Origin of the sequence: Gilliamella sp. Fer1-1, from assembly GCF_001690825.1 — a bacterium.
GTDB classification, from domain to species: domain Bacteria; phylum Pseudomonadota; class Gammaproteobacteria; order Enterobacterales; family Orbaceae; genus Gilliamella; species Gilliamella apicola_C.
This window is the reverse complement of the sequence record NZ_LZGX01000051.1, coordinates 1-19,241: the sequence shown is the minus strand read 5'-3', so window position 1 is coordinate 19,241 and position 19,241 is coordinate 1. Positions and strand designations below refer to the sequence as shown.

Annotated in this window: 16 protein-coding genes and 4 tRNA genes; 2 read left to right on the top strand and 18 right to left on the bottom strand. The window is 35.9% G+C overall.

The genetic code is table 11. The annotated features are described in order from the left end of the window. Window positions 1-64: 64 nt before the first annotated feature. From era to A9G28_RS07010, 8 genes are all read right to left on the bottom strand, one after another. Complete coding sequence (era, locus tag A9G28_RS07045) at window positions 65-970, bottom strand: GTPase Era (protein ID WP_065566488.1); 906 nt, start codon at window positions 968-970, stop codon at window positions 65-67. Next, window positions 967-1,644 (bottom strand): ribonuclease III, encoded by a 678-nt coding sequence (gene rnc / locus A9G28_RS07040; protein ID WP_442903006.1) that lies wholly within the window; start codon window positions 1,642-1,644, stop codon window positions 967-969. Before rnc ends, era begins: the two co-directional genes overlap by 4 nt. 2 nt (window positions 1,645-1,646) lie before the next feature. Then, window positions 1,647-2,648 (bottom strand): signal peptidase I, encoded by a 1,002-nt coding sequence (lepB, locus tag A9G28_RS07035; RefSeq protein WP_065566486.1) that lies wholly within the window; start codon window positions 2,646-2,648, stop codon window positions 1,647-1,649. 48 nt (window positions 2,649-2,696) lie between these two features. Continuing rightward, on the bottom strand, window positions 2,697-4,493 hold the full coding sequence (gene lepA / locus A9G28_RS07030; RefSeq protein WP_065580197.1) for a translation elongation factor 4: 1,797 nt from the start codon (window positions 4,491-4,493) through the stop codon (window positions 2,697-2,699). A 149-nt stretch (window positions 4,494-4,642) separates the two neighbouring features. Next, window positions 4,643-5,626 carry a MucB/RseB C-terminal domain-containing protein gene (locus A9G28_RS07025; RefSeq protein ID WP_081301525.1) on the bottom strand — a complete coding sequence of 328 codons (984 nt, stop codon included), beginning with the start codon at window positions 5,624-5,626 and terminating at the stop codon, window positions 4,643-4,645. Between the two features lie 6 nt (window positions 5,627-5,632). Beyond that, window positions 5,633-6,193 (bottom strand): RseA family anti-sigma factor, encoded by a 561-nt coding sequence (locus A9G28_RS07020; RefSeq protein ID WP_176700715.1) that lies wholly within the window; start codon window positions 6,191-6,193, stop codon window positions 5,633-5,635. Between the two features lie 67 nt (window positions 6,194-6,260). Further along, entirely contained in the window at window positions 6,261-6,833 is a 573-nt protein-coding gene (rpoE, locus tag A9G28_RS07015) for an RNA polymerase sigma factor RpoE (protein ID WP_065580194.1), read from the bottom strand. Window positions 6,834-7,053: 220 nt separating this feature from the next. After that, the gene (locus A9G28_RS07010; RefSeq protein WP_065580193.1) at window positions 7,054-9,537 is read right to left on the bottom strand and encodes a class I adenylate cyclase; all 2,484 of its coding nucleotides are present in this window, start codon (window positions 9,535-9,537) and stop codon (window positions 7,054-7,056) included. Window positions 9,538-9,650: 113 nt separating this feature from the next. Here A9G28_RS07010 and A9G28_RS07005 point away from each other — a divergent pair, with 113 nt between their 5' ends. After that, window positions 9,651-10,262 (top strand): NUDIX hydrolase, encoded by a 612-nt coding sequence (locus tag A9G28_RS07005; RefSeq protein ID WP_065566308.1) that lies wholly within the window; start codon window positions 9,651-9,653, stop codon window positions 10,260-10,262. A gap of 363 nt (window positions 10,263-10,625) precedes the next feature. Further along, complete coding sequence (locus tag A9G28_RS07000; protein ID WP_065580192.1) at window positions 10,626-11,426, top strand: YdgH/BhsA/McbA-like domain containing protein; 801 nt, start codon at window positions 10,626-10,628, stop codon at window positions 11,424-11,426. A gap of 260 nt (window positions 11,427-11,686) precedes the next feature. Here A9G28_RS07000 and A9G28_RS06995 read toward each other — a convergent pair. The 10 genes from A9G28_RS06995 to A9G28_RS13570 form a co-directional block, all read right to left on the bottom strand. Further along, window positions 11,687-11,761, bottom strand: a tRNA-Gln gene (locus A9G28_RS06995). Between the two features lie 159 nt (window positions 11,762-11,920). Continuing rightward, window positions 11,921-11,995: transfer RNA gene (locus A9G28_RS06990), tRNA-Gln, on the bottom strand. A gap of 26 nt (window positions 11,996-12,021) precedes the next feature. After that, window positions 12,022-12,106: transfer RNA gene (locus A9G28_RS06985), tRNA-Leu, on the bottom strand. 37 nt (window positions 12,107-12,143) lie between these two features. Further along, window positions 12,144-12,220 (bottom strand) — tRNA-Met (locus tag A9G28_RS06980). A 116-nt stretch (window positions 12,221-12,336) separates the two neighbouring features. After that, window positions 12,337-13,434 (bottom strand): multifunctional CCA addition/repair protein, encoded by a 1,098-nt coding sequence (locus A9G28_RS06975; RefSeq protein WP_065580191.1) that lies wholly within the window; start codon window positions 13,432-13,434, stop codon window positions 12,337-12,339. Next, complete coding sequence (locus A9G28_RS06970; RefSeq protein ID WP_065566311.1) at window positions 13,435-14,052, bottom strand: TIGR04211 family SH3 domain-containing protein; 618 nt, start codon at window positions 14,050-14,052, stop codon at window positions 13,435-13,437. It abuts the gene before it with no gap. 924 nt (window positions 14,053-14,976) lie between these two features. Then, the gene (locus tag A9G28_RS06965; RefSeq protein WP_081297844.1) at window positions 14,977-16,692 is read right to left on the bottom strand and encodes a carbohydrate porin; all 1,716 of its coding nucleotides are present in this window, start codon (window positions 16,690-16,692) and stop codon (window positions 14,977-14,979) included. A gap of 631 nt (window positions 16,693-17,323) precedes the next feature. Further along, the gene (locus A9G28_RS06960) at window positions 17,324-17,512 is read right to left on the bottom strand and encodes a hypothetical protein (RefSeq protein WP_065566312.1); all 189 of its coding nucleotides are present in this window, start codon (window positions 17,510-17,512) and stop codon (window positions 17,324-17,326) included. Window positions 17,513-17,736: 224 nt separating this feature from the next. Beyond that, window positions 17,737-18,561, bottom strand: a complete 825-nt coding sequence (locus A9G28_RS06955) for a DUF6708 domain-containing protein (protein ID WP_065580190.1) — start codon at window positions 18,559-18,561, stop codon at window positions 17,737-17,739. Window positions 18,562-18,695: 134 nt separating this feature from the next. After that, window positions 18,696-19,241: DUF6708 domain-containing protein (locus A9G28_RS13570; protein WP_218057341.1), on the bottom strand; the 546-nt coding region annotated here is incomplete at its 5' end.

Below are 19,241 nucleotides of genomic sequence, written 5' to 3'. Positions count from 1 at the left end.
TAGGTGGTTAAAGAAAGTTAGGTATCTTTATACCTAATTTGTTACAAAAAATCACTTAAAATTTTTAATCATCACTATAACCTAAGCTTCGTAAAGCTCGCTCATCATCAGCCCACCCTGCTTTAACTTTTACCCAAAGTTCTAAATGGACTTTGTTGTCAAAAAAGGATTGCATATCTTTGCGGGCTTCGATGCCTATTTTTTTGATTTTTTCGCCTTTATTACCAATGACCATTTTCTTTTGCCCATCGCGTTCAACTAAAATCAATCCGTTAATTCGGTACATTCCGTTGCGTTCATCCACTTTGAATTGTTCAATCTCAACCGTTACCGAATAAGGTAATTCATCACCTAAAAAGCGCATGAGCTTTTCACGGATGATTTCTGATGCCATAAAGCGTTGTGAACGGTCAGTTATGTAATCTTCAGGAAAGTGATGTTCACCTTCTGGCAAATGTTTTTTGACGATATCTTTTATAATATCAATACCTTCGCCTTTTTCAGCGCTAATTGGTACAACATCAATAAAATTTGCTTTTTGGCTGATCGTTTGTATATGTGGTAATAGTTGTGTTTTGTCACTAACGTTGTCAATTTTATTAATCACTAGCAATATAGGGCTTTTGCAGTCTTTTAACTTGTTAACGACCATTTCATCATCATCATTCCAATGTGTCCCTTCAACCACAAAAATAACAAGCTCAACATCACCAATTGAGCTACTTGCCGCTCGGTTCATTAAGCGGTTAATCGCCCTTTTTTCTTCAATATGAAGTCCTGGTGTATCAATATAGATAATTTGATCGTTATCTTGTGTGTCGATGCCGATAATGCGGTGGCGAGTCGTTTGCGCTTTACGTGATGTAATCGATACTTTTTGTCCAAGCAACTGATTTAATAGTGTTGATTTACCTACATTTGGCCGCCCCACAATGGCGACAAATCCGCAATGTTGTGTTGTTTCTATCATTTTATACCTAATTGGTTGAGAGCTTCTTGTGCAGCAGCTTGTTCTGCTTTTCGGCGACTTAAGCCCCGCCCCAAATACTCGTGGCTATCGTCGTCAATTTTACATTGAATTAAGAACTCTTGTTCATGATTATCACCTGTGACTTCAAGAATTAAATAACACGGACGAGGGCGATGAGTTCCTTGTAAATATTCTTGTAATCTTGTTTTGGCATCTTTTTGTTTAATGCCAGGTTGGATTTGGCTTAATCGAGTTTGATACCATGATAAGATTAACGGGCGTATTGTGTCTATGTCGCTATCTAAGTAAATGGCACCAATAATAGCTTCAACAGCGTCAGAAATAATGGATTCGCGACGAAATCCTCCACTTTTTAATTCACCTTGCCCCAAAATAAGGTGATCGCCCAACTTGAAATCTTTTCCAATTTCGGCAAGTGTTTGCCCACAAACCAAGGTTGCTCGCATTTGGCTTAGATCACCTTCATCTTGTTTAACAAAGCGATGATAGAGTTCATCAGCAATGACGAAACTTAAAATAGAATCGCCTAAAAACTCTAAACGTTCGTTATGCAGTTTATTAGCACTTCGGTGAGTAAGTGCTAATTCAAGTAAAGAGAGATCCTGAAACTGATAGCCGATAGATTGTTGAATTTCAGTAAATGTTTTCATAATGATTAATGTATGCCACCAATACGATTAAAGCGGATACCCGTAGGCCATTCGTTTGGTTGTTTTTCAAAGCTGATCCAAATTGCTGTAGCTTTACCAACAAAGTTAGCTTCAGGCACAAAACCGAAATATCGACTGTCGCCGCTGTTATCACGATTGTCGCCCATCATAAAATAATGACCTGGTGGTACGATCCAAGTAGCATCAGGTTGACCATCTTGGTGATAATAATATCTTGGGTTTTCTTGTGAACCTTGTGTGATTAAGATTTCGTGCGCTCTGTCGCCTAAGGTCTCTTGTTGAATTTTCATATTCAATGTCACAATAGATTCAGAGTCAACAATACCTTTATCAGCATATTGTTCTACAGTATAAAAACTAGGGTTTGGTTTCAACTGTTCGTGAACTTCTTTCCAATTGCTTGGCTTAGGTTCGCTGTAATGCAAATCAAGTGGTTGCAATTGTTGGCCTTGGCAATTTATATCGGTTGGTTGGCAGGCCGGGTAGATTAGAACTTGCTTTTCTTTAACCTGATACACGATTTTATCGCCAGGCATACCAACAACCCGTTTAATCAGATCCATGCTTGGAATATCAGGGTGCTTAAATACAGCCACATCACCACGTTTAGGTTTTCCTGTAGGGATGATAACAGTATTGGTAATAGGATCACGCATGCCGTATGCATATTTTTCAACAGCAATAAAATCGCCAATTAATAACGTTTGCATCATTGAGCCAGATGGAATTTGAAACGGCTCATATATAAATGAGCGAATAACAAACACCACAAACAAAACTGGGAAAAATGATGATAAGTTTTCAACCCAGCCTTTAGGCTTGCCAACTTGAGCAAGGACTTTTCCATCGACTTCACCATCGCTTTGTGTGCGGATTTCTTCAACTTTGCGTTGTCTTGCTGGTTTCCATTTGAATTTTTCTAAAAACCAAAAAATACCTGTAATAAGTGTCGCTAATGTTAATATGATGGCAAATGTTCCAGCCATTTTTTTCCCTCTTTAAATAAATCTTTTTATCGATTTGTCTTTAATTGGTTAATCTTTCCCTACATGCAAAATCGCTAAAAATGCTTCTTGTGGTAATTCCACATTACCTACTTGTTTCATTCGCTTTTTACCTTCTTTTTGCTTCTGTAGAAGTTTCTTTTTACGGCTTACGTCGCCACCGTAACATTTGGCTAATACGTTTTTACGTAATTGTTTTACGGTTGATCGTGCTATAACATGATTACCAATAGCTGCTTGAATGGCGATATCAAATAGTTGACGGGGAATAAGATCTTTCATTTTTTCAACTAATTCTCGCCCTCGATATGGTGCATTATCTTTATGGGTGATTAAAGCTAATGCATCAACGCGTTCACCGTTAATTAATACATCCAATCTTACCATGTCGGCAGCTTGGAATCGTTTAAAACTGTAATCTAATGAGGCATACCCGCGCGATGTCGATTTTAACTTATCAAAAAAGTCTAATACAACTTCAGTCATTGGGATTTCATACGTTAAAGCAACCTGATTGCCATGATAAACCATGTTGGTTTGTACGCCGCGCTTTTCAACACATAATGTAATTACGTTACCTAAATAAGTTTGTGGTACTAATATGTTACATTCAGCAATCGGTTCGCGTAATTCTTGGATGTTATTTACTGCCGGTAATTTAGCTGGGCTATCAACATAAATTGTTTCGTTCGATGTGGTTAGCACTTCATAAACAACCGTTGGCGCGGTAGTGATAAGATCGAGGTTGTATTCACGCTCTAAACGCTCTTGAATGATTTCCATATGTAGTAAGCCAAGAAAACCACAACGGAATCCAAATCCTAAAGCGCCTGAATTTTCTGGCTCATAAAATAGTGAAGCATCGTTTAGGCTCAATTTTCCAAGCGCATCACGGAAAGCTTCGTAATCGTCAGAACTGGTTGGAAATAACCCTGCGTAAACTTGTGGTTTGACCTTTTTAAAACCTGGTAATGGGGTTTGTGCAGGTGCTTTTGCCAAAGTCAGAGTATCACCCACTGGAGCGCCTAATATATCTTTGATAGCACAAACAACCCAACCTACTTCACCACAATTGAGGCGCTGTGTGTCTACTTGTTTTGGAGTAAAAATACCTAGCCTGTCCACGTTATAAGTCATGCCAGTACTCATTACTTTGATCTTATCGCCTTTGTTTAACTCACCATTTTTAATGCGAATTAGTGAAACTACACCTAAGTAGTTATCAAACCATGAGTCGATAATTAGTGCTTGTAATGGTGCTGTTGAGTCGCCTTCTGGTGGGGGGATGTCGCTAACTAATTGTTCAAGTACATCAATAACACCAACACCAGTTTTAGCCGAACAGCGAACCGCATTACTTGCATCAATGCCAACAATATCTTCGATTTCAGCCGCAACACGTTCTGGTTCGGCTGCGGGTAAATCGATTTTATTAAGAACGGGTACAACTTCAAGATCCATATCTAATGCGGTATAGCAGTTTGCTAGTGTTTGTGCTTCTACCCCTTGCCCTGCATCCACAACTAATAATGCACCTTCACAAGCAGCGAGCGAACGAGATACTTCATACGAAAAATCAACATGCCCTGGCGTGTCGATAAAATTAAGCTGATAGGTTTCGCCATTTTTAGCATGATAATCAAGTGTTACACTCTGTGCTTTAATCGTAATGCCACGTTCACGCTCAAGATCCATTGAATCGAGCACTTGAGCTTCCATTTCTCGATCTGAAAGCCCGCCACAAATTTGAATGATGCGGTCTGAAAGCGTTGATTTACCATGGTCAATATGGGCAATGATTGAAAAATTGCGGATATTTTTATTCATATTAATAAATTAGTATCTTGGTTATTAACGGTTAACTATCTAAAGTGCCTTTTGGTTATTACCAGCATTGCTAATAATTACATAGTCAGAAAGAGGAACATTTTACACATTTATCACTACTAAGCATAGCGTTATCGAGAAGTTTGTCTTTATTTCTGGATAATATTTTGTGCAATACGCTCAACAGTAGTTTGTGGCAAATTACCAATGATGATAATATTTTTGTGCCTAAAGTTCGTTGAATAAATAGTCCGCCCGCCTTGTTGGATGATTTGATTTGATTGTTTAGCTTGCTCAGAAGATACATTAACCGTAAACGAAAACACACCATCTGAGTACAATTTAGTCGCAATATCAGAGCGATAAAAATTCAAATTATAGGCAGCTATTTCTTTAAACCCTTTAGGCAACCAAGCTAATCGCCATTGACCAAGCACATCTTTTTGCTTTTCAATCGATAATAAAATCGGATAAGTTCGGCTGTTGATGTAGTTTGCCAGTTCATTCTTATCAAAATCTTTCTCAAGTTGAACCACTTTTAGTTGGTTGATGACATCATTATTTTGATCTAACAAATCAATTCTCATCGGTAAATCGGTTTCATCATCAATCCAAATCACATAGCTATAACGGTCGTTATCTTTAGCGACAACTTTTACCAATTGTACACTTCGGTTAGCAGTTCTAGTTTGACCTAATTCAATAAAATCATAAATGTCTTTAAGCGCATCGAAATTGTTATAAATCACATCAGGAAAAGCTTCCAAAATACGTGAGCTTGTAATAGAAAATGATGGGCTATCAGGCTGAAAATAACTGGTGACGCCTTTATGTAAAATGATCTCTTTATCAGGACCTTCAAGATAACGCAAACACGCATTAATATCTTCTTTTTTAGTAGCGCCCAAATGGCTATATTCAAATGTGCTTACATATTGGTTTTTATCTTGAGATAAAAAGTAAATTCGGTAATCTTGCGTTTTTACAGCATGATTCATTCTATTTAAGCGTATTAGGGCATCGTCGGTATCTTGAGCAAAAATAGACGCTGAAAAAAACACAAAAAACAGAGCAAATATAATATTTCTGCTCTGTTTTAGAGAATATATAACAAAATAATGTAATGATTTCATTTCGAATTAACGAGCATTTAATCTTTTTTGTAATTCATAATCTTGTACAAGCAATCTAATTTTGTCATATTGGCGTTTTTCAAGTAATTGCTGATCGTTTTGTTGGTGAGTTCCCCCCACTGGTGCAAGGTTTACCCCTACTGGTACTGTATTTAATATAGGGCTTGCGTTAACACTATCTGCTTGTCCTTGATGATATTGCACACCAACAATAATGCCAAGGGTTACACATGCTGCAAGCCCAACTTGGCTAGCTTTAGCAAAAAAGTCTTTAACGTGAATCCACATGAGATTTTCAGATTTTGGTGGCGCAGTGGCTTCAACACTAGGTTGATTTGTCGGTTGGTTATATAAATCTTCAGCCATAATTACTTTAGCTACTTGCTTAGAAACATCTAGCGTTAATAAGCTACTATGCAACTCGCCACGCATTGTATTTCTTACAAGGTGGTAGCGCTGCCAGCATGACTGCAAACTTTCGTCATATGATATAGCATCGACAATATGATCATTGTCAAACTCACCGTCCATAAGTAATGAAAGTTGCTCTTTCTGTTCTATTTGCATAGTAAATACCTTAAATTTATGACTAATGCTTTCAAGTTGTTTGTAACTGTTAACTTGTTTGTAACCGTTAACTAAGTAATGGTTTAATTTTTTCATCAATTGCATCGCGTGCTCTAAAAATACGTGACCGCACTGTTCCTACAGGGGTATCCATAATTTTAGCGATTTCTTCATAGCTTAAACCGTCAATTTCGCGCAACATGATTGCCGTTTTTAAATCGTCGGGTAATGCCTCTATCGCAGCAAATACTGTTTGTTTCACTTCGTCTGAAAGCGCTAAATTTTCAGGATTATCGAGATCTCTCAATGAATCTGCACCTTCGTAACTTTCAGCCTCGTTAGCATCAATATCTGATGCTGGAGGACGCCTTCCTTGAGACGCTAAGTAATTTTTTGCCGTATTAACCGCAATTCGATACAACCATGTGTAAAAAACACTTTCACCTTTAAAAAGGCTTAATGAACGGTATGCCTTTATAAAAGTATCTTGCACAACATCAGGAACTTCAGACGCTAATACATAACGAGAAACCAAATAAGCCAATTTGTTTTGATAACGAACAACAAGTAAATTAAAAGCGTTTTTGTCTCCCTTAAGAACGCGATCAACTAGTACTTGGTCTGTTACTTGCTCCCCCATTAAAGGCCATTCCTTATTGTGTTAATAACTGTCGTTCGGCCCAAATTTGCGCACACAAACAGTTAGATTCTTAAATTGAAAAAAAGTTCCCACTATTTTAATAGAAATTTAATTATTTTACTCATTAATTGTAAATATTTAATCTTTATATACTCAAAAATAAGTTTTTCTGAAGTTTTTTGACAACGATTACTGCAAATAAGATCGGGTTTCGATTTTTTTAATTAAGCGGAACGATCTCTCGCTCACCACGTTCATTATAAGTGATTTGATAAAATTGAGGTAGATTAAAATTAACCGAGCTACTGGTGGTAAACGTAAAACGATCGTCAGATAAAACATAAAATTCGTTGATATCTTTCACCATATTATCTCTTGAACCGTTGCAGTTACGATAAATTTCAACTTGATTATGTTCATTTAAGATGAAAAGATCAAAGCCCGAATCGGTATTTTCAAAGAAGAATTGAATAATCCCAGCATAAGCAACGCTATCAATTTCTTTCGGTAGTTCGTTAGTTTCGTCTAAAATATTCAGTGGCCTACCTTGTATTTTATTATTTGATACCGCGCCATAAAAATCAATTGCATTGTCAAATTGATGGCTTGATACACCTAGTCGTTCAAAAAACAGATACCAAGAAGCTCCTCCAACCCTTAATGGTTTGACTTGCGTTGAGTTGTTTTCAGTGGTGGTTAAGCGTAAATCAATACATTCATCCATTAGCTTTTTCATGTCTTGCTTGATTTCATTGCTTAGGTATTCACTATAACAAAAAATTTCGATTGAACTGGGCAAGTCAGCGTCTTTGTGCATACGATTTAACAAAGCCTTAATCGCTTCAAGCACTGATAGTGTACCACTAAAATGAAGTACGCGAATTTCATTCCATGAATTACGATAAAGAAGATCTATCGATCCCACCAAGCTCAGCTCATGCTGACCATAATTAAGCACTCTATTAGTTACTTGATCGTCTAATTCAATATTCACTGTTGGATCGTCTTCTAAATTTAAAATAATGGTTAAATGACGAATTTCACATGGTCCATATAACTGATCTTCAGTTGCTGTAGGTACATCAATAGGAAAATATTTTTTTAGATCCTCAATCAACTTATTAATTTTTGTGTTGTTTCGATTTTCTCCATCGCGATAATAAAAAGAGGTAGAATCAGCTATTAAGCCGTTAAAGTAACACCATCCTACTAGTTTTACTAAATATTTGCTGTATTCTAGATATTGATGACCAACAATTGATTTCAACATAGGTTTTTGATTATAAACATACCACCCAGATCGATTAATGCGGTCTTTAGCAACATGAATAAATGTTAATACCTCTTCTTGTAGATTATCAGATATATTAAGCTTTAAAGTGGTAATCTTGCCCGGCAGTACTTCAAAAGCAGCATAAAGCTTTCGTGTTAATATCGCCAAATCTTTAGGGCTAATCTGTGAGTCTAAATTATTACGCCGACCAAAATTAAGCAAATTTCGATAACCCGCCATCATGGTGTGTAACAAAATTTCGTGCATTTCTCGAACTTGTCCTATTTTCCATTTTTGGCAAGCATCTAATTTTGCAATTTGTTGTTTATTCCATCCCCAGCTTTTAACTAAGTCACTCAGTATAGCACGACGCCAAGAAGGTGATTTCATTGGAATAGAGAGCTTTTCATTTATTTTTAAATAAAAACAGTTGCGAATTAACTCAAGTCGTTGCCAATCGTTAATTTCAATAAGATATTTACTGATTCTATCTAATAACATGTAATACGAATCTAGATACATTCCATTATGTATTTCACCCTTTTGAATAAATTCTCTCATTTGATAAGCAACTGGCTTATTTTGGGGATAGATCCATGAATATGCTTCTAATAACATAGTTTTAAGCACAGCTTTAAAAGGTGAATCAATGCTTTTATAAAGTTGCCACAAACTTGCACCAAAATACTCTTCAGCTGATAGATTTGTTAACGGGCCAAAATCAATCCACTGATCTCGTTCAATTAAATTAAGATCAACCATGGCGTTAACACATTCTTCATAAGTGGAGTAAATGACGTTATTCACAGTAAAGTTATGGGGCACCACAAACCACAACAAAAATTTGCCAGCTAATAAATTTGCGGAGCGGTAAAACTCCTCAAGCAACAAAATGTGCTGTGCAGAACCACAATTCTCGCCCATTAAGCATTCATGATGTTTATTAATAAACCGATCGGCATCAACGACAAATAATGTTAATTTAACTTGCAACGTTGCAGCCCAGTCTTCAATTAGACGACATTTTAACTGTAAGAATTCTTTTTGTTGGTCAGTTAAACTATTTTCAATACATATCCAAATATCAAGATCCGATTGAACCGACTGCCCCATAGAACAGGTGCTGCCCATTGAATATAAAGCTGATATTGCAGGAGCTCGAGTCACTTTAGTTTTATTTTTGGTGGGAGCAAAATTAAATTTATGTTTAAGTAGTTTTTTTGTATCAGTAGATAATTGATAACAAGCAATCCCTGAAGGTATATTACTTTCCATATATCCGGGTAATTCAGGCGTATGATAGTGAAAAAGAGCAGGAAGCAACAAAAATACTTGTTGAAATTCATCAGGCATGCCAACAAGAGCTCGTTCACGCTTTAGATTGGCAAGCTCTTCAAGTTCTTTTTTTATGTTATTGATATAATATTGCATAGCTTCAATTAGGTAAAACACGCGTATTAAACTAACGCATTAGGTAAATCTAGCATGTTATTAGTGCAAGGTAAATAGGGCTAAAATTTAATCTTAGAGCAAAACACATTAATATGATCACAATTGAAAATATAACTAAACAAATCCAAAAAAAGCAGGCAACTAAATTTGTCGATAATAAAGCTGCGGTATTGTTACCAATCGTCGAGGTTAATCACCAATTGCATCTGTTATTTCAGGTCAGATCAGAAAAGCTAAAATGGCAACCTGGCGATATCTGTTTTCCTGGTGGTCGGGTTGAATTGACTGACCCAAATCCCCAATACACCGCCAAGCGTGAGACTGTTGAAGAATTAGGTATAGCCTACAATCAAATAACGATTTTAGGGCAATTACCTAAATTTATTGCAACATTAGGTATGATTATTTACCCATTTGTAGGCACAATAAGCTCGCTAAATGATTTGCAACTAAACCATGACGAAGTAGAACAAATCTTTACCGTTCCGGTTGAGTGGTTTATTCATAACCGCCCAATGAGTGCAACAATGTTTGTAGGGCATAAACCTGCCGATGATTTCCCTTTTAATATCATTACTAACCGTTCACAAAACTGGCAAAAACGATCCGAGCATCCCGTTTATTTTTATCAGTATCGTAATAGGGTTATTTGGGGATTAACCGCTCAAATTCTTATGCATTTCATCGAAACAATTCGTGAATAATCTATAGGGTAAATACAATTTTACAAAAGTAATCACAGATTTAATCAACAAAAAGTTAACACTTTTTTTAACAATTTATTTCATTTTAAGCAATTTGTGCTAGGCGCTATTCTATTTAATGAAAAGAACTTGAGGATTATCACTGAACATCTTATAACTATAGATAGTTGTTTTACAATTCATTCAAACCAAAACAACTATTATATGTCTTAACACTTTTTACAAGTAGACAAGGACAAAACATTCTGGAGCTCCACAAGTTAGAACATTCTCAAAGCAACACTATATTAATATATCTGTAAATTAAATAAGCGTTAACAAAGTGATTTTCTATTTTAATAATTCAAAACGAAGGATTCAATCATGAAACGTTTTACCAAAACTTCTATTGCTTTAGCCGTACTATTATCTTTACCCGTTGCGAGTCTTTACGCTGCTGAACCTTTGACAGACAAAGAAAGTAGGCATCTAGTGCCATTAAAAGAAATTTCAGTGACTGGCAGTTACTTACAAGCCGATAACGCAGCTAATGATATTTCACGCGCAGCCGACGAAGCGGGAGCTAAATATTACCACATTACTGCCATCGAAAGTCCAGCTAATGGCACTTCATCAGATCGCGCTATTGTTTATGCCAATATTTATCAATCTAATGCACCTATTGCCGTGCAAAAAGATGAAACCACCTATAATGGTGTAGTTTCTTATAATCGTTCAAAGGCACTTTACTATTTACCATTTGAAATTGTTAAATTTAAAGGTAATTACAATAACACATCCGAAATCACCCAAGCAGCAAGTAAATTAGCCGCTGAGAAAAATGCTTATGCGTTTTATATCGATTCAATTTCGTCGGCTAATGCCAGCAGTCAAGCAGAGGATATCGAAGTTTATTTATACAAACAAGATGCACCAATTAGAGATTATATCGCTACAAATGCGATACAAGGTCAAGATGCTTACGAAATCAGTAGTGAAGCGTTTAAACATATGACCCCATTTAGTACAATTAGCTTCCATGGTGTATTTAACAATACTGCAGAAATTAGCTCGGCTGCACAAAAACATGCTATTGCTAATGGCGCCCATTTTTATTACGTAAAAGAAGTATCAACCAATCCTGCAAACACAGCGCAAACGGTGTTTGTAAGCCTATATAAATAAAGTCACAGTTTTCTAAAATAAGTTCTACATGAGCAATGTTTTTTGCTCATGTGGGCTTCACATCAAAAACGTTAATCTAAAACATTAGCTTTCATGGTAATTGCTTAATTATTAATATCAATTTTTAACTAAAATCGGTCAGATATCCCAAATTAAGCATACAGATAACATCCTGCCAATCTCATTTAGCAAAGACAAATAGATAGCAATTAGGAATTTCAATCGAAAGATACACTTTTGCAATCAAAATGATCAAAGCATGGCTGGGGTACCAGGATTCGAACCTGGGCGTGGCGGGATCAAAACCCGCTGCCTTACCGCTTGGCTATACCCCACTATAGAAAACAAACATCGTACACAATGTACGTTAGTGAGAACTAGAATAAATCTAGCATACCTACCAGTTCCATCTATATGCAATAGCATTAATGGAATCAGCATGCTGGATATAAAACAGATTATAGAGTAAGATATCTTAAATATGCATACTGGAATGGCTGGGGTACCAGGATTCGAACCTGGGCGTGGCGGGATCAAAACCCGCTGCCTTACCGCTTGGCTATACCCCAATTAAAGGATAAACATTAAGATTAAATGGTGCGGGTGGAGAGACTTGAACTCACACACCTTGCGGCGCCAGAACCTAAATCTGGTGCGTCTACCAATTTCGCCACACCCGCACTGGATACTTCCGGTAAAAGTATTACCTAATCTTAATGGTGGCTACGACGGGATTCGAACCTGTGACCCCATCATTATGAGTGATGTGCTCTAACCAGCTGAGCTACGTAGCCATTCATTCGCAACGTCGTAACCAACATTGCGAGGCGCATTATGCTTGTGTTACGGCAAATCGTCAACCCTTTTTTTAAGATATTTTGAAAAAAAGTTGCAATTGATTAAGATACAATCAAATCCAGTTTATTAACGCTTCAATCCGCCTTTTTTGTAACTCGCAATGGATTTGTTTTCCAGTATAACCATCAGCAATAATGTGTTGCACGTTAACACCATTGGCGATGCTATAAGCTTCTTTTAAATAATTTGCTTGTGTAAACGATGCTGTTTTAGCAAAAGCTTGGCTTGCGATGATTAATTGATTAAGGTGCGAAGGGTTGCGCCATACATCAATGTTATTTAACAAAGAAACAATTTGCTCAGCAGTGAGTGCCTGCGCTCTTTCGACCTCGCCACGATATTGGCGAGTCATAATCGCAATTTTAGTATAGTTATTAGGGGCTTTGATTTTTGCGCACAATGATTCAACTACAGACTTACTAGGCAAAAGCCCACACAATACAGCAAAACGTATAGTTAAATCGTCAGTTAGTAGGGTTGATTTCTTTAGCGCATCAAGAATATCAGCTGATAGGTATAATAACGGAAACAACAACGTAAGCGCCCCACATTGCTCAAGTACTTGAAAATAGATTTGAGGATTTGAAGTTGACAATGCTTTTTCTGTTTCCTTCCATACTCGTTCTGGCGTTAAACAACTCACCTCACCAGCTGATACCATTTGTTTCATTAAATCTAAGGTTTGTGGCGCAACAGTAAAGCCTAATTGATGAAAACGCGCTGCAAAACGTGCAACCCGTAATATACGTAGCGGATCTTCTCGAAAAGCAGGTGAGACATGACGTAAGATTTTATGTTTAATATCATCAACACCATGATAAGGATCGATAATATTGCCATTTTCATCCATGGCAATGGCGTTAATGGTTAAATCTCGGCGCATCAGATCTTGTTCTAATGTAATTTCTTTACTAAAATCACAAATAAATCCAGTATAACCTTTACCGGATTTTCGCTCAGTCCGAGCCAATGCGTATTCTTCTTTTGTTTTGGGGTGCAAAAATACCGGGAAATCTTTACCGACTTGTTGATATCCTAATGCCAAAAGCTCCTCTGGCGTAGCACCGACAACAACCCAGTCATGATCAACAACAGGCAGATGCAACAAACTATCGCGCACACTACCTCCAACAAGATAGATTGCACTCATCTATCGCATCCAACGATCTTTTTTGCGTCGACTAGGTATAATCCTTGGTAATATAAGCCCTAAAATAAGGCCACCACCAGCTACAAGACCACCATAGGTGAACCAAGTTACAATAAGATCAAGGCGTTTATCATCCACTTGATTCAGCATTGATTCAATTCGCGTCCCCTGCTCTTTGAGCTGTTGTTCTAAAACTTCATTTTTACTTTGAAGTGTTTCAATTGTTTTTTCCGCTGATTGCAACTTTTGGATGTATTCATTGACCAATTTCTGTTGGTTCGCATCGGCGTTATCGGCTTTATCTTTATATTCTGCAAATTTTGCTTCTAACTCAGGAAAGCGTTCTTTATAGCTAGCTTGTTCGTTTAGTTTAGCCGTTTCTATCCAAGCAACACTACCATTATTAAGTTGAATACGACTGTATTTACCATCTACACTTTTTTCTAGTTCAATGACCTTTTCTCCAGCTTTAACTGCATTAGAAAACGCATACTGCGAACCAGGGCCTCGCCGCAAATAAATATCAACATCATCTGTCACATATTTGTCTATAGCGTAACTATTAAAAGCAATCGCAAAAAGCGAAAGCATTGTGATAACATTATGTTTTTTCATCATATTTACAACAATAACCTATAAATATTTACATAATAACATAAATAAATGGTAATTCGCATAATCATTTTATTTGTAAGTGGTTATCAATCTTAAAATAAAGTTAATATCCCCAGAAATGGAATTGGTTGTATTTTGTGCTTTGTTAACCGCCAAATAAGGAATTAAAGATACCCTTTAAGACACATAGCCATATGAATCACCGCCTCAACAATCGCAATATAGATGTCTATTTTCGTACTGCACCTTAGCAGAGCTATATTATTTTGGTAAACGATTACAAAACTCACAACCACAAACAATTGACAAGTTGAGCTCAACTGAACCTAATTGTTGTATAAACGCCAATATGCCATCTACTCTGTGCCCAGAAGAAAGTTTAGGTAATTTTATGCACGTCAGGGCTTGAAAGTTACCAAAATAGTAAAGGCTGACTACCAATCTTTGCAATAAAAAAACTTTTTAAAACCGATAATAGCATACTATTATTAGCAAAGATTGTATTGCTAAACTGCATTAAACCAGTCACTTTATTTTAGATAAAAGAGGCATATTGTATATGCCAAAATACTTTAATCAATTTAGGTGAAAAACCATATTAAGTTAATCGATTTTCAGTGATATTGCTTATTTTTCAGCGAACACAAAAGCTCATGGCGTTTAGTGACTACTGGATTAAAGAATTCTTGCCTCACAAAACCCCAATAACCCATTATGGTTCTTCATAAAAAAATCGCCACACGCGAACATCACTTGCAAAATTTCATGTTTATATACCAGCTTTAGCTAAAAATAACGTAGGTCTACAGTAGGTCTACACCAGTAAACCGTTAACTTTTCATCTGAACTATATAAATAAGCGGTATTGAGCTAAACCTATAATAAAGTTCAGATGATAAGTTTTATATCATATCTATAAAATTACAATTAAAACCAGACTTCGGTTTGTACACCAAAACTAATTTGATGATCTTTACCATTAAAATCAAACTTACTGATATCATTTTGTAATGCCTCTATATAAGAAACATAAAAACGGATATCGGGCCGTGAAGATAAAATACTTTTTCCAACTTTGAACGAATGATAAAGCGTGGTTTTGTATCCTTCTTCAACATAAGTTTTATTTTTGACTTTGTTCTTTTGTCGAAAATAACCAAGCTCAACACCACTTTGATTATAAGTATCCCAGATATAAGCTGGTCTTATAGCTGATTTAAAGCTTGTAAAATCGGTATGTGGGCGGTTAAGATCGTAAGAGTAAACATCATTACCTGAAGTTAACGCCAAAGCATGAGCCACAATAATATCATTACTTAGATAAGCTTCCCCTTCTGATACAAAGCGATAAGCTTTACCTCCTGTATGCGTACCAATATAGTCATTATCTGAATTACTGGCAAATTCTGGATTATTCGTATTAATATTTGCTAACTGTGAAGCAACAGAATTGGTTGCTGTCTGCAATGTAAACTGATTAAATCCACCAAAAAATTTATTTTGACGCAAAACAAAACTACCAAGCCAAGCATTTTTTACAGATACATTATCTTGGATTTTAGATTTATTTGGAGCTGAATAACGAGCATTCACCCCAAGCGTTGCATCTTTCCATAATGGAATATCACGATAGCGGATTTCTAGTTCGTTTAAATCAACTTCTTCTTTTTTATGTTGAATAATTTCATTGCCATTGCTATCTATTTTAGCTACTCCTTTTTTGCTCTTTACATTTACATCTGCTCTTACTAAAGCGACATCAAAAGCGCCGATACCGACTTTAAGATTTTCAACACCAATCCCCCCACCAGCGGGTGTTTTTTGGGTTTTCCAATCAAGCATTTGAATTTCATTATAAGGTAATGAGTGCTTACCAACCCATAATTTTGCATCAGGAAAACTTGGTACAAATCCTTTTGTTTCTAAATAAATATCTGAAAATTGCATAAGATTGTCATCTTGAGTATTAAATAACCCCGCAGCTTTATTTGTCGCTACGTTTCCATCAATCATAACAATAGTATCAACACGTCTTCCATCTTGATCATAGATTTTTTGCTTAAAGACAAGATCATACCAACCGCCATATTCATTACCAAATCGACCTAATGCTCCTTCAGCATAATTCTTAGGTTTACCATTACTTGAAGTTGACCAGCCACCACGAAAATAACCATTATAAGAAAAACCAATTTCATCTTTAATATAGTCTTTAAATTCAGCTAAAGTAAATGATCTCTTTTCTGGTGGATTTTCACCTAGCACGGTGTCTGCTTTTGGTGTATTAACTAGCACAATTTGATTATTACTTATTTGTGTTGGGTTACTAGGTGGCTGTTGCTTTGTAAGTACTGCTTTTTGGCTATTTTTAAGCGATTTTTTCTGATTATTTATAACAATTTGTTGTTTTTGAAGATGATTATTTAATTGAGCGAGCTGTTTATTCGACTCAATCACTTGCTTTTTCAAATCATTAGACTCTTGACTAAGTGCTAATAATTTTTGTTCTAATAATGCAATTCTTGCTTCTAATTCATCTTGAGTAGCAGCAATAGCATTTGGTAAATAACATAAACAAAGCATCGTCATTAAAACAATTCGTTTTGGTTTTACTTTACATACTGTTTTTATTGAATATTTCATTTTTCTCTACTCATTATTTTAAAGAATAAATAAAATCTTTTAGATTTAAAACAAAAAAAACCTAAAAGGTAGCCATTACTGCCCTTTAGGTTTTGCCCGCTATAGATCGGTAACAATCCAATGCTTTTTAATAAGCAATTTTAATATAGCGAATAAAAACGATTGTTCAAAAGCTAAACACTAATAGTGTGATTGATATCACATTAAAAATTATCATTTTATATACAACATCGGCACGATTACATAAATGCTAATTATTCCGCTTTTTTTATCGCATATAGCTTATAAGTGATAAAAATTAATGAAGATATTCATAATTAGCATGAGTCAATATTACCTAGTAAACCAAATGTGTAGGGGGAATAGATGAACACGGTTCTAAATAGAATTATCAATAGGCATAGTTGGAATAATTTATCTGCTTTAAGCCTTAACCGGCGCAAAAAAAATTTTATAGCCACAGAAATAAGCAAAATACTAAATAATTTTTATTTAAAAATGGTATGCCCATACTTTTGGTGCTAAAAAGTGCGAACATACCAAACCAGTGATCGATAAGAGTAAAATTATCGTATTTTTTGCCACTTTTATTAAGTATAAACTCAATAGAAATAAAACAACACCCAAGCACCTATAGCATTTCATTTCTAACTAATAGCAGAGCAGTACCAATACCTAAAAATAAAAAACCAAACAATCTAGCTAAAAAATAACCTTTGTGCTCCATATCCCACATACCAAAAGCACTTTTTAACTCACCTAAGACTTCAAAAATATTGATCGTTGCAAAGGCTCTTGCTACGATTTTAGAAATCAACATATTTAATGTTAACTTGGCGTTAATTTCGGATATAGTCAGCCCATTTTGAATTGGCTTATCGCTATTGGTTGTGGTTTTATCAGTAAGATAATTCGCCGATGTGGTTAAGGTAAATTCGTCTGGCTCGTCAATTTTGTTATAATCAGGCTCTGGCAGCCTTGTTATTACATTACGGTTGCTATCATGCTTATCAAATTACCCGCCCCCGCCTAAGCTATTAAAACTTATTGTTTGACATGATGCCGTTGTTTAATTTCGGCGAGCTCTTCTAATGATGTGGCATTAAATGCTTCTACCATCCATTCGGGCCAGCCTTGGCCGTCAATCCTATGTGCTTTAAATTCCTCCTCTTGATCTGACTTATATTCACCATCATCAATATTGGCTGATTTATAATACACCATAAAACTATTAATCCATCCCCAAACAAATGTACTACCAGCGCCTGCTCGGGCAGGATCTAGCATGATATGATCAATCACTTGATGCGTACCGGGTTGGCACACCATTAACACGGTCGAGCTTAAAGCATTACGCGACATATTATGAATAATAACACCATGCAAATCATCCCAATCATACTCCTTTATACGGCGTTTTTTCGGGTGTAAAAATACTGCAGGATGGCGTAAAAACTTAAAGTTAAAAAAGTCACTTTCGTTAACATAGACTTTACCCGTTTTACGATTAAATATAATGGGACTACCACGACGAGAAAATAGATAATAATACACTTGGGGAATAACATAATACATACCAAGACAACATGTAATAAAATTCAAAATTACTACCATATCAATAAATTCTATTTTAGAGTTATCATGATGAACTATTAACCAAATAGATCCAATGATAATTCCAATTCCGAAAATTGTAGCAACAAAATAAAGGCAGGTATAAAAAATCTGATCATTATGATCCTGACGAATAAAGGCACAATAGTTATTATTGGCATAGCTTAAGCGATCGTCATGCAGGGGCACTAAACGTGGGCCTTTATCTAGATCGCCAAACCAACCAAAAATTTGTGGACGGTATTTTGATGGCATTTTATTCTCCTTTTATTTATTCTTCCTGCTTCGGTTAATGATGAGTGGAATTTCGCCATCATCTTGTGCATTAGGGCAGAATTAGATTGCTATACCGCTTTGCCCATGCTTGCCAAACTGCAACGGCTTTTGGGCTATTGCGTTATATTGTGCCGTTGTTTAATTTCAGCGAGCTCTTTTTGCGATGTGGCATTAAACGCTTCTACCATCCATTCGGGCCAACCTTGTCCTTTAATAATTTTATCTTTAAATTGCGTTTCTTGTTCCCATTTGTATTTGCCGTCGTTTAGGCCGGCTAATTTGTTCGCGCACATAAAATTATTAACCCAACCCCAAACCAGATAACTACCTATGCCGATACGTAATGGATCTAATAATATATGGTCGATTGTTTTATGGCTATGGGGCTTGCATACCATTAAAATAGTGGTGTTGAGTGAGTAGCGTGAAAAATTATGCACCACCACCCCTTGTAAATGAGCCCAGTCATATTCTTTTATGCGTTTTTTATTGGGATGCAAAAAGGTTAACGGATTGCGTAACACTTTAAAATTAAAAAAATAGCTTTCATTGATATACACTTTACCCGTTTTACGGTTAAAAATAATGGGGCTTCCTCGGCGTGTAAAAAGATTATGGTAAAATTCTGGTAACATTAAATATAATGTAATAATAAATAA

What these genes read in the sequence shown, in the direction of transcription:
- rpoE (WP_065580194.1), bottom strand. Translation starts at nt 6,833, where the DNA reads ATGGGGGAGCAAGTAACAGACCAAGTACTAGTTGATCGCGTTCTTAAG.
- A9G28_RS07020 (WP_176700715.1), bottom strand. Translation starts at nt 6,193, where the DNA reads ATGCAAATAGAACAGAAAGAGCAACTTTCATTACTTATGGACGGTGAG.
- A9G28_RS06960 (WP_065566312.1), bottom strand. Translation starts at nt 17,512, where the DNA reads ATGTTGATTTCTAAAATCGTAGCAAGAGCCTTTGCAACGATCAATATT.
- era (WP_065566488.1), bottom strand. Translation starts at nt 970, where the DNA reads ATGATAGAAACAACACAACATTGCGGATTTGTCGCCATTGTGGGGCGG.
- A9G28_RS07005 (WP_065566308.1), top strand. Translation starts at nt 9,651, where the DNA reads ATGATCACAATTGAAAATATAACTAAACAAATCCAAAAAAAGCAGGCA.
- A9G28_RS07000 (WP_065580192.1), top strand. Translation starts at nt 10,626, where the DNA reads ATGAAACGTTTTACCAAAACTTCTATTGCTTTAGCCGTACTATTATCT.
- lepA (WP_065580197.1), bottom strand. Translation starts at nt 4,493, where the DNA reads ATGAATAAAAATATCCGCAATTTTTCAATCATTGCCCATATTGACCAT.
- A9G28_RS07010 (WP_065580193.1), bottom strand. Translation starts at nt 9,537, where the DNA reads ATGCAATATTATATCAATAACATAAAAAAAGAACTTGAAGAGCTTGCC.
- A9G28_RS06970 (WP_065566311.1), bottom strand. Translation starts at nt 14,052, where the DNA reads ATGATGAAAAAACATAATGTTATCACAATGCTTTCGCTTTTTGCGATT.
- A9G28_RS06955 (WP_065580190.1), bottom strand. Translation starts at nt 18,561, where the DNA reads ATGCCATCAAAATACCGTCCACAAATTTTTGGTTGGTTTGGCGATCTA.
- A9G28_RS06975 (WP_065580191.1), bottom strand. Translation starts at nt 13,434, where the DNA reads ATGAGTGCAATCTATCTTGTTGGAGGTAGTGTGCGCGATAGTTTGTTG.
- lepB (WP_065566486.1), bottom strand. Translation starts at nt 2,648, where the DNA reads ATGGCTGGAACATTTGCCATCATATTAACATTAGCGACACTTATTACA.
- A9G28_RS07025 (WP_081301525.1), bottom strand. Translation starts at nt 5,626, where the DNA reads ATGAAATCATTACATTATTTTGTTATATATTCTCTAAAACAGAGCAGA.
- A9G28_RS06965 (WP_081297844.1), bottom strand. Translation starts at nt 16,692, where the DNA reads ATGAAATATTCAATAAAAACAGTATGTAAAGTAAAACCAAAACGAATT.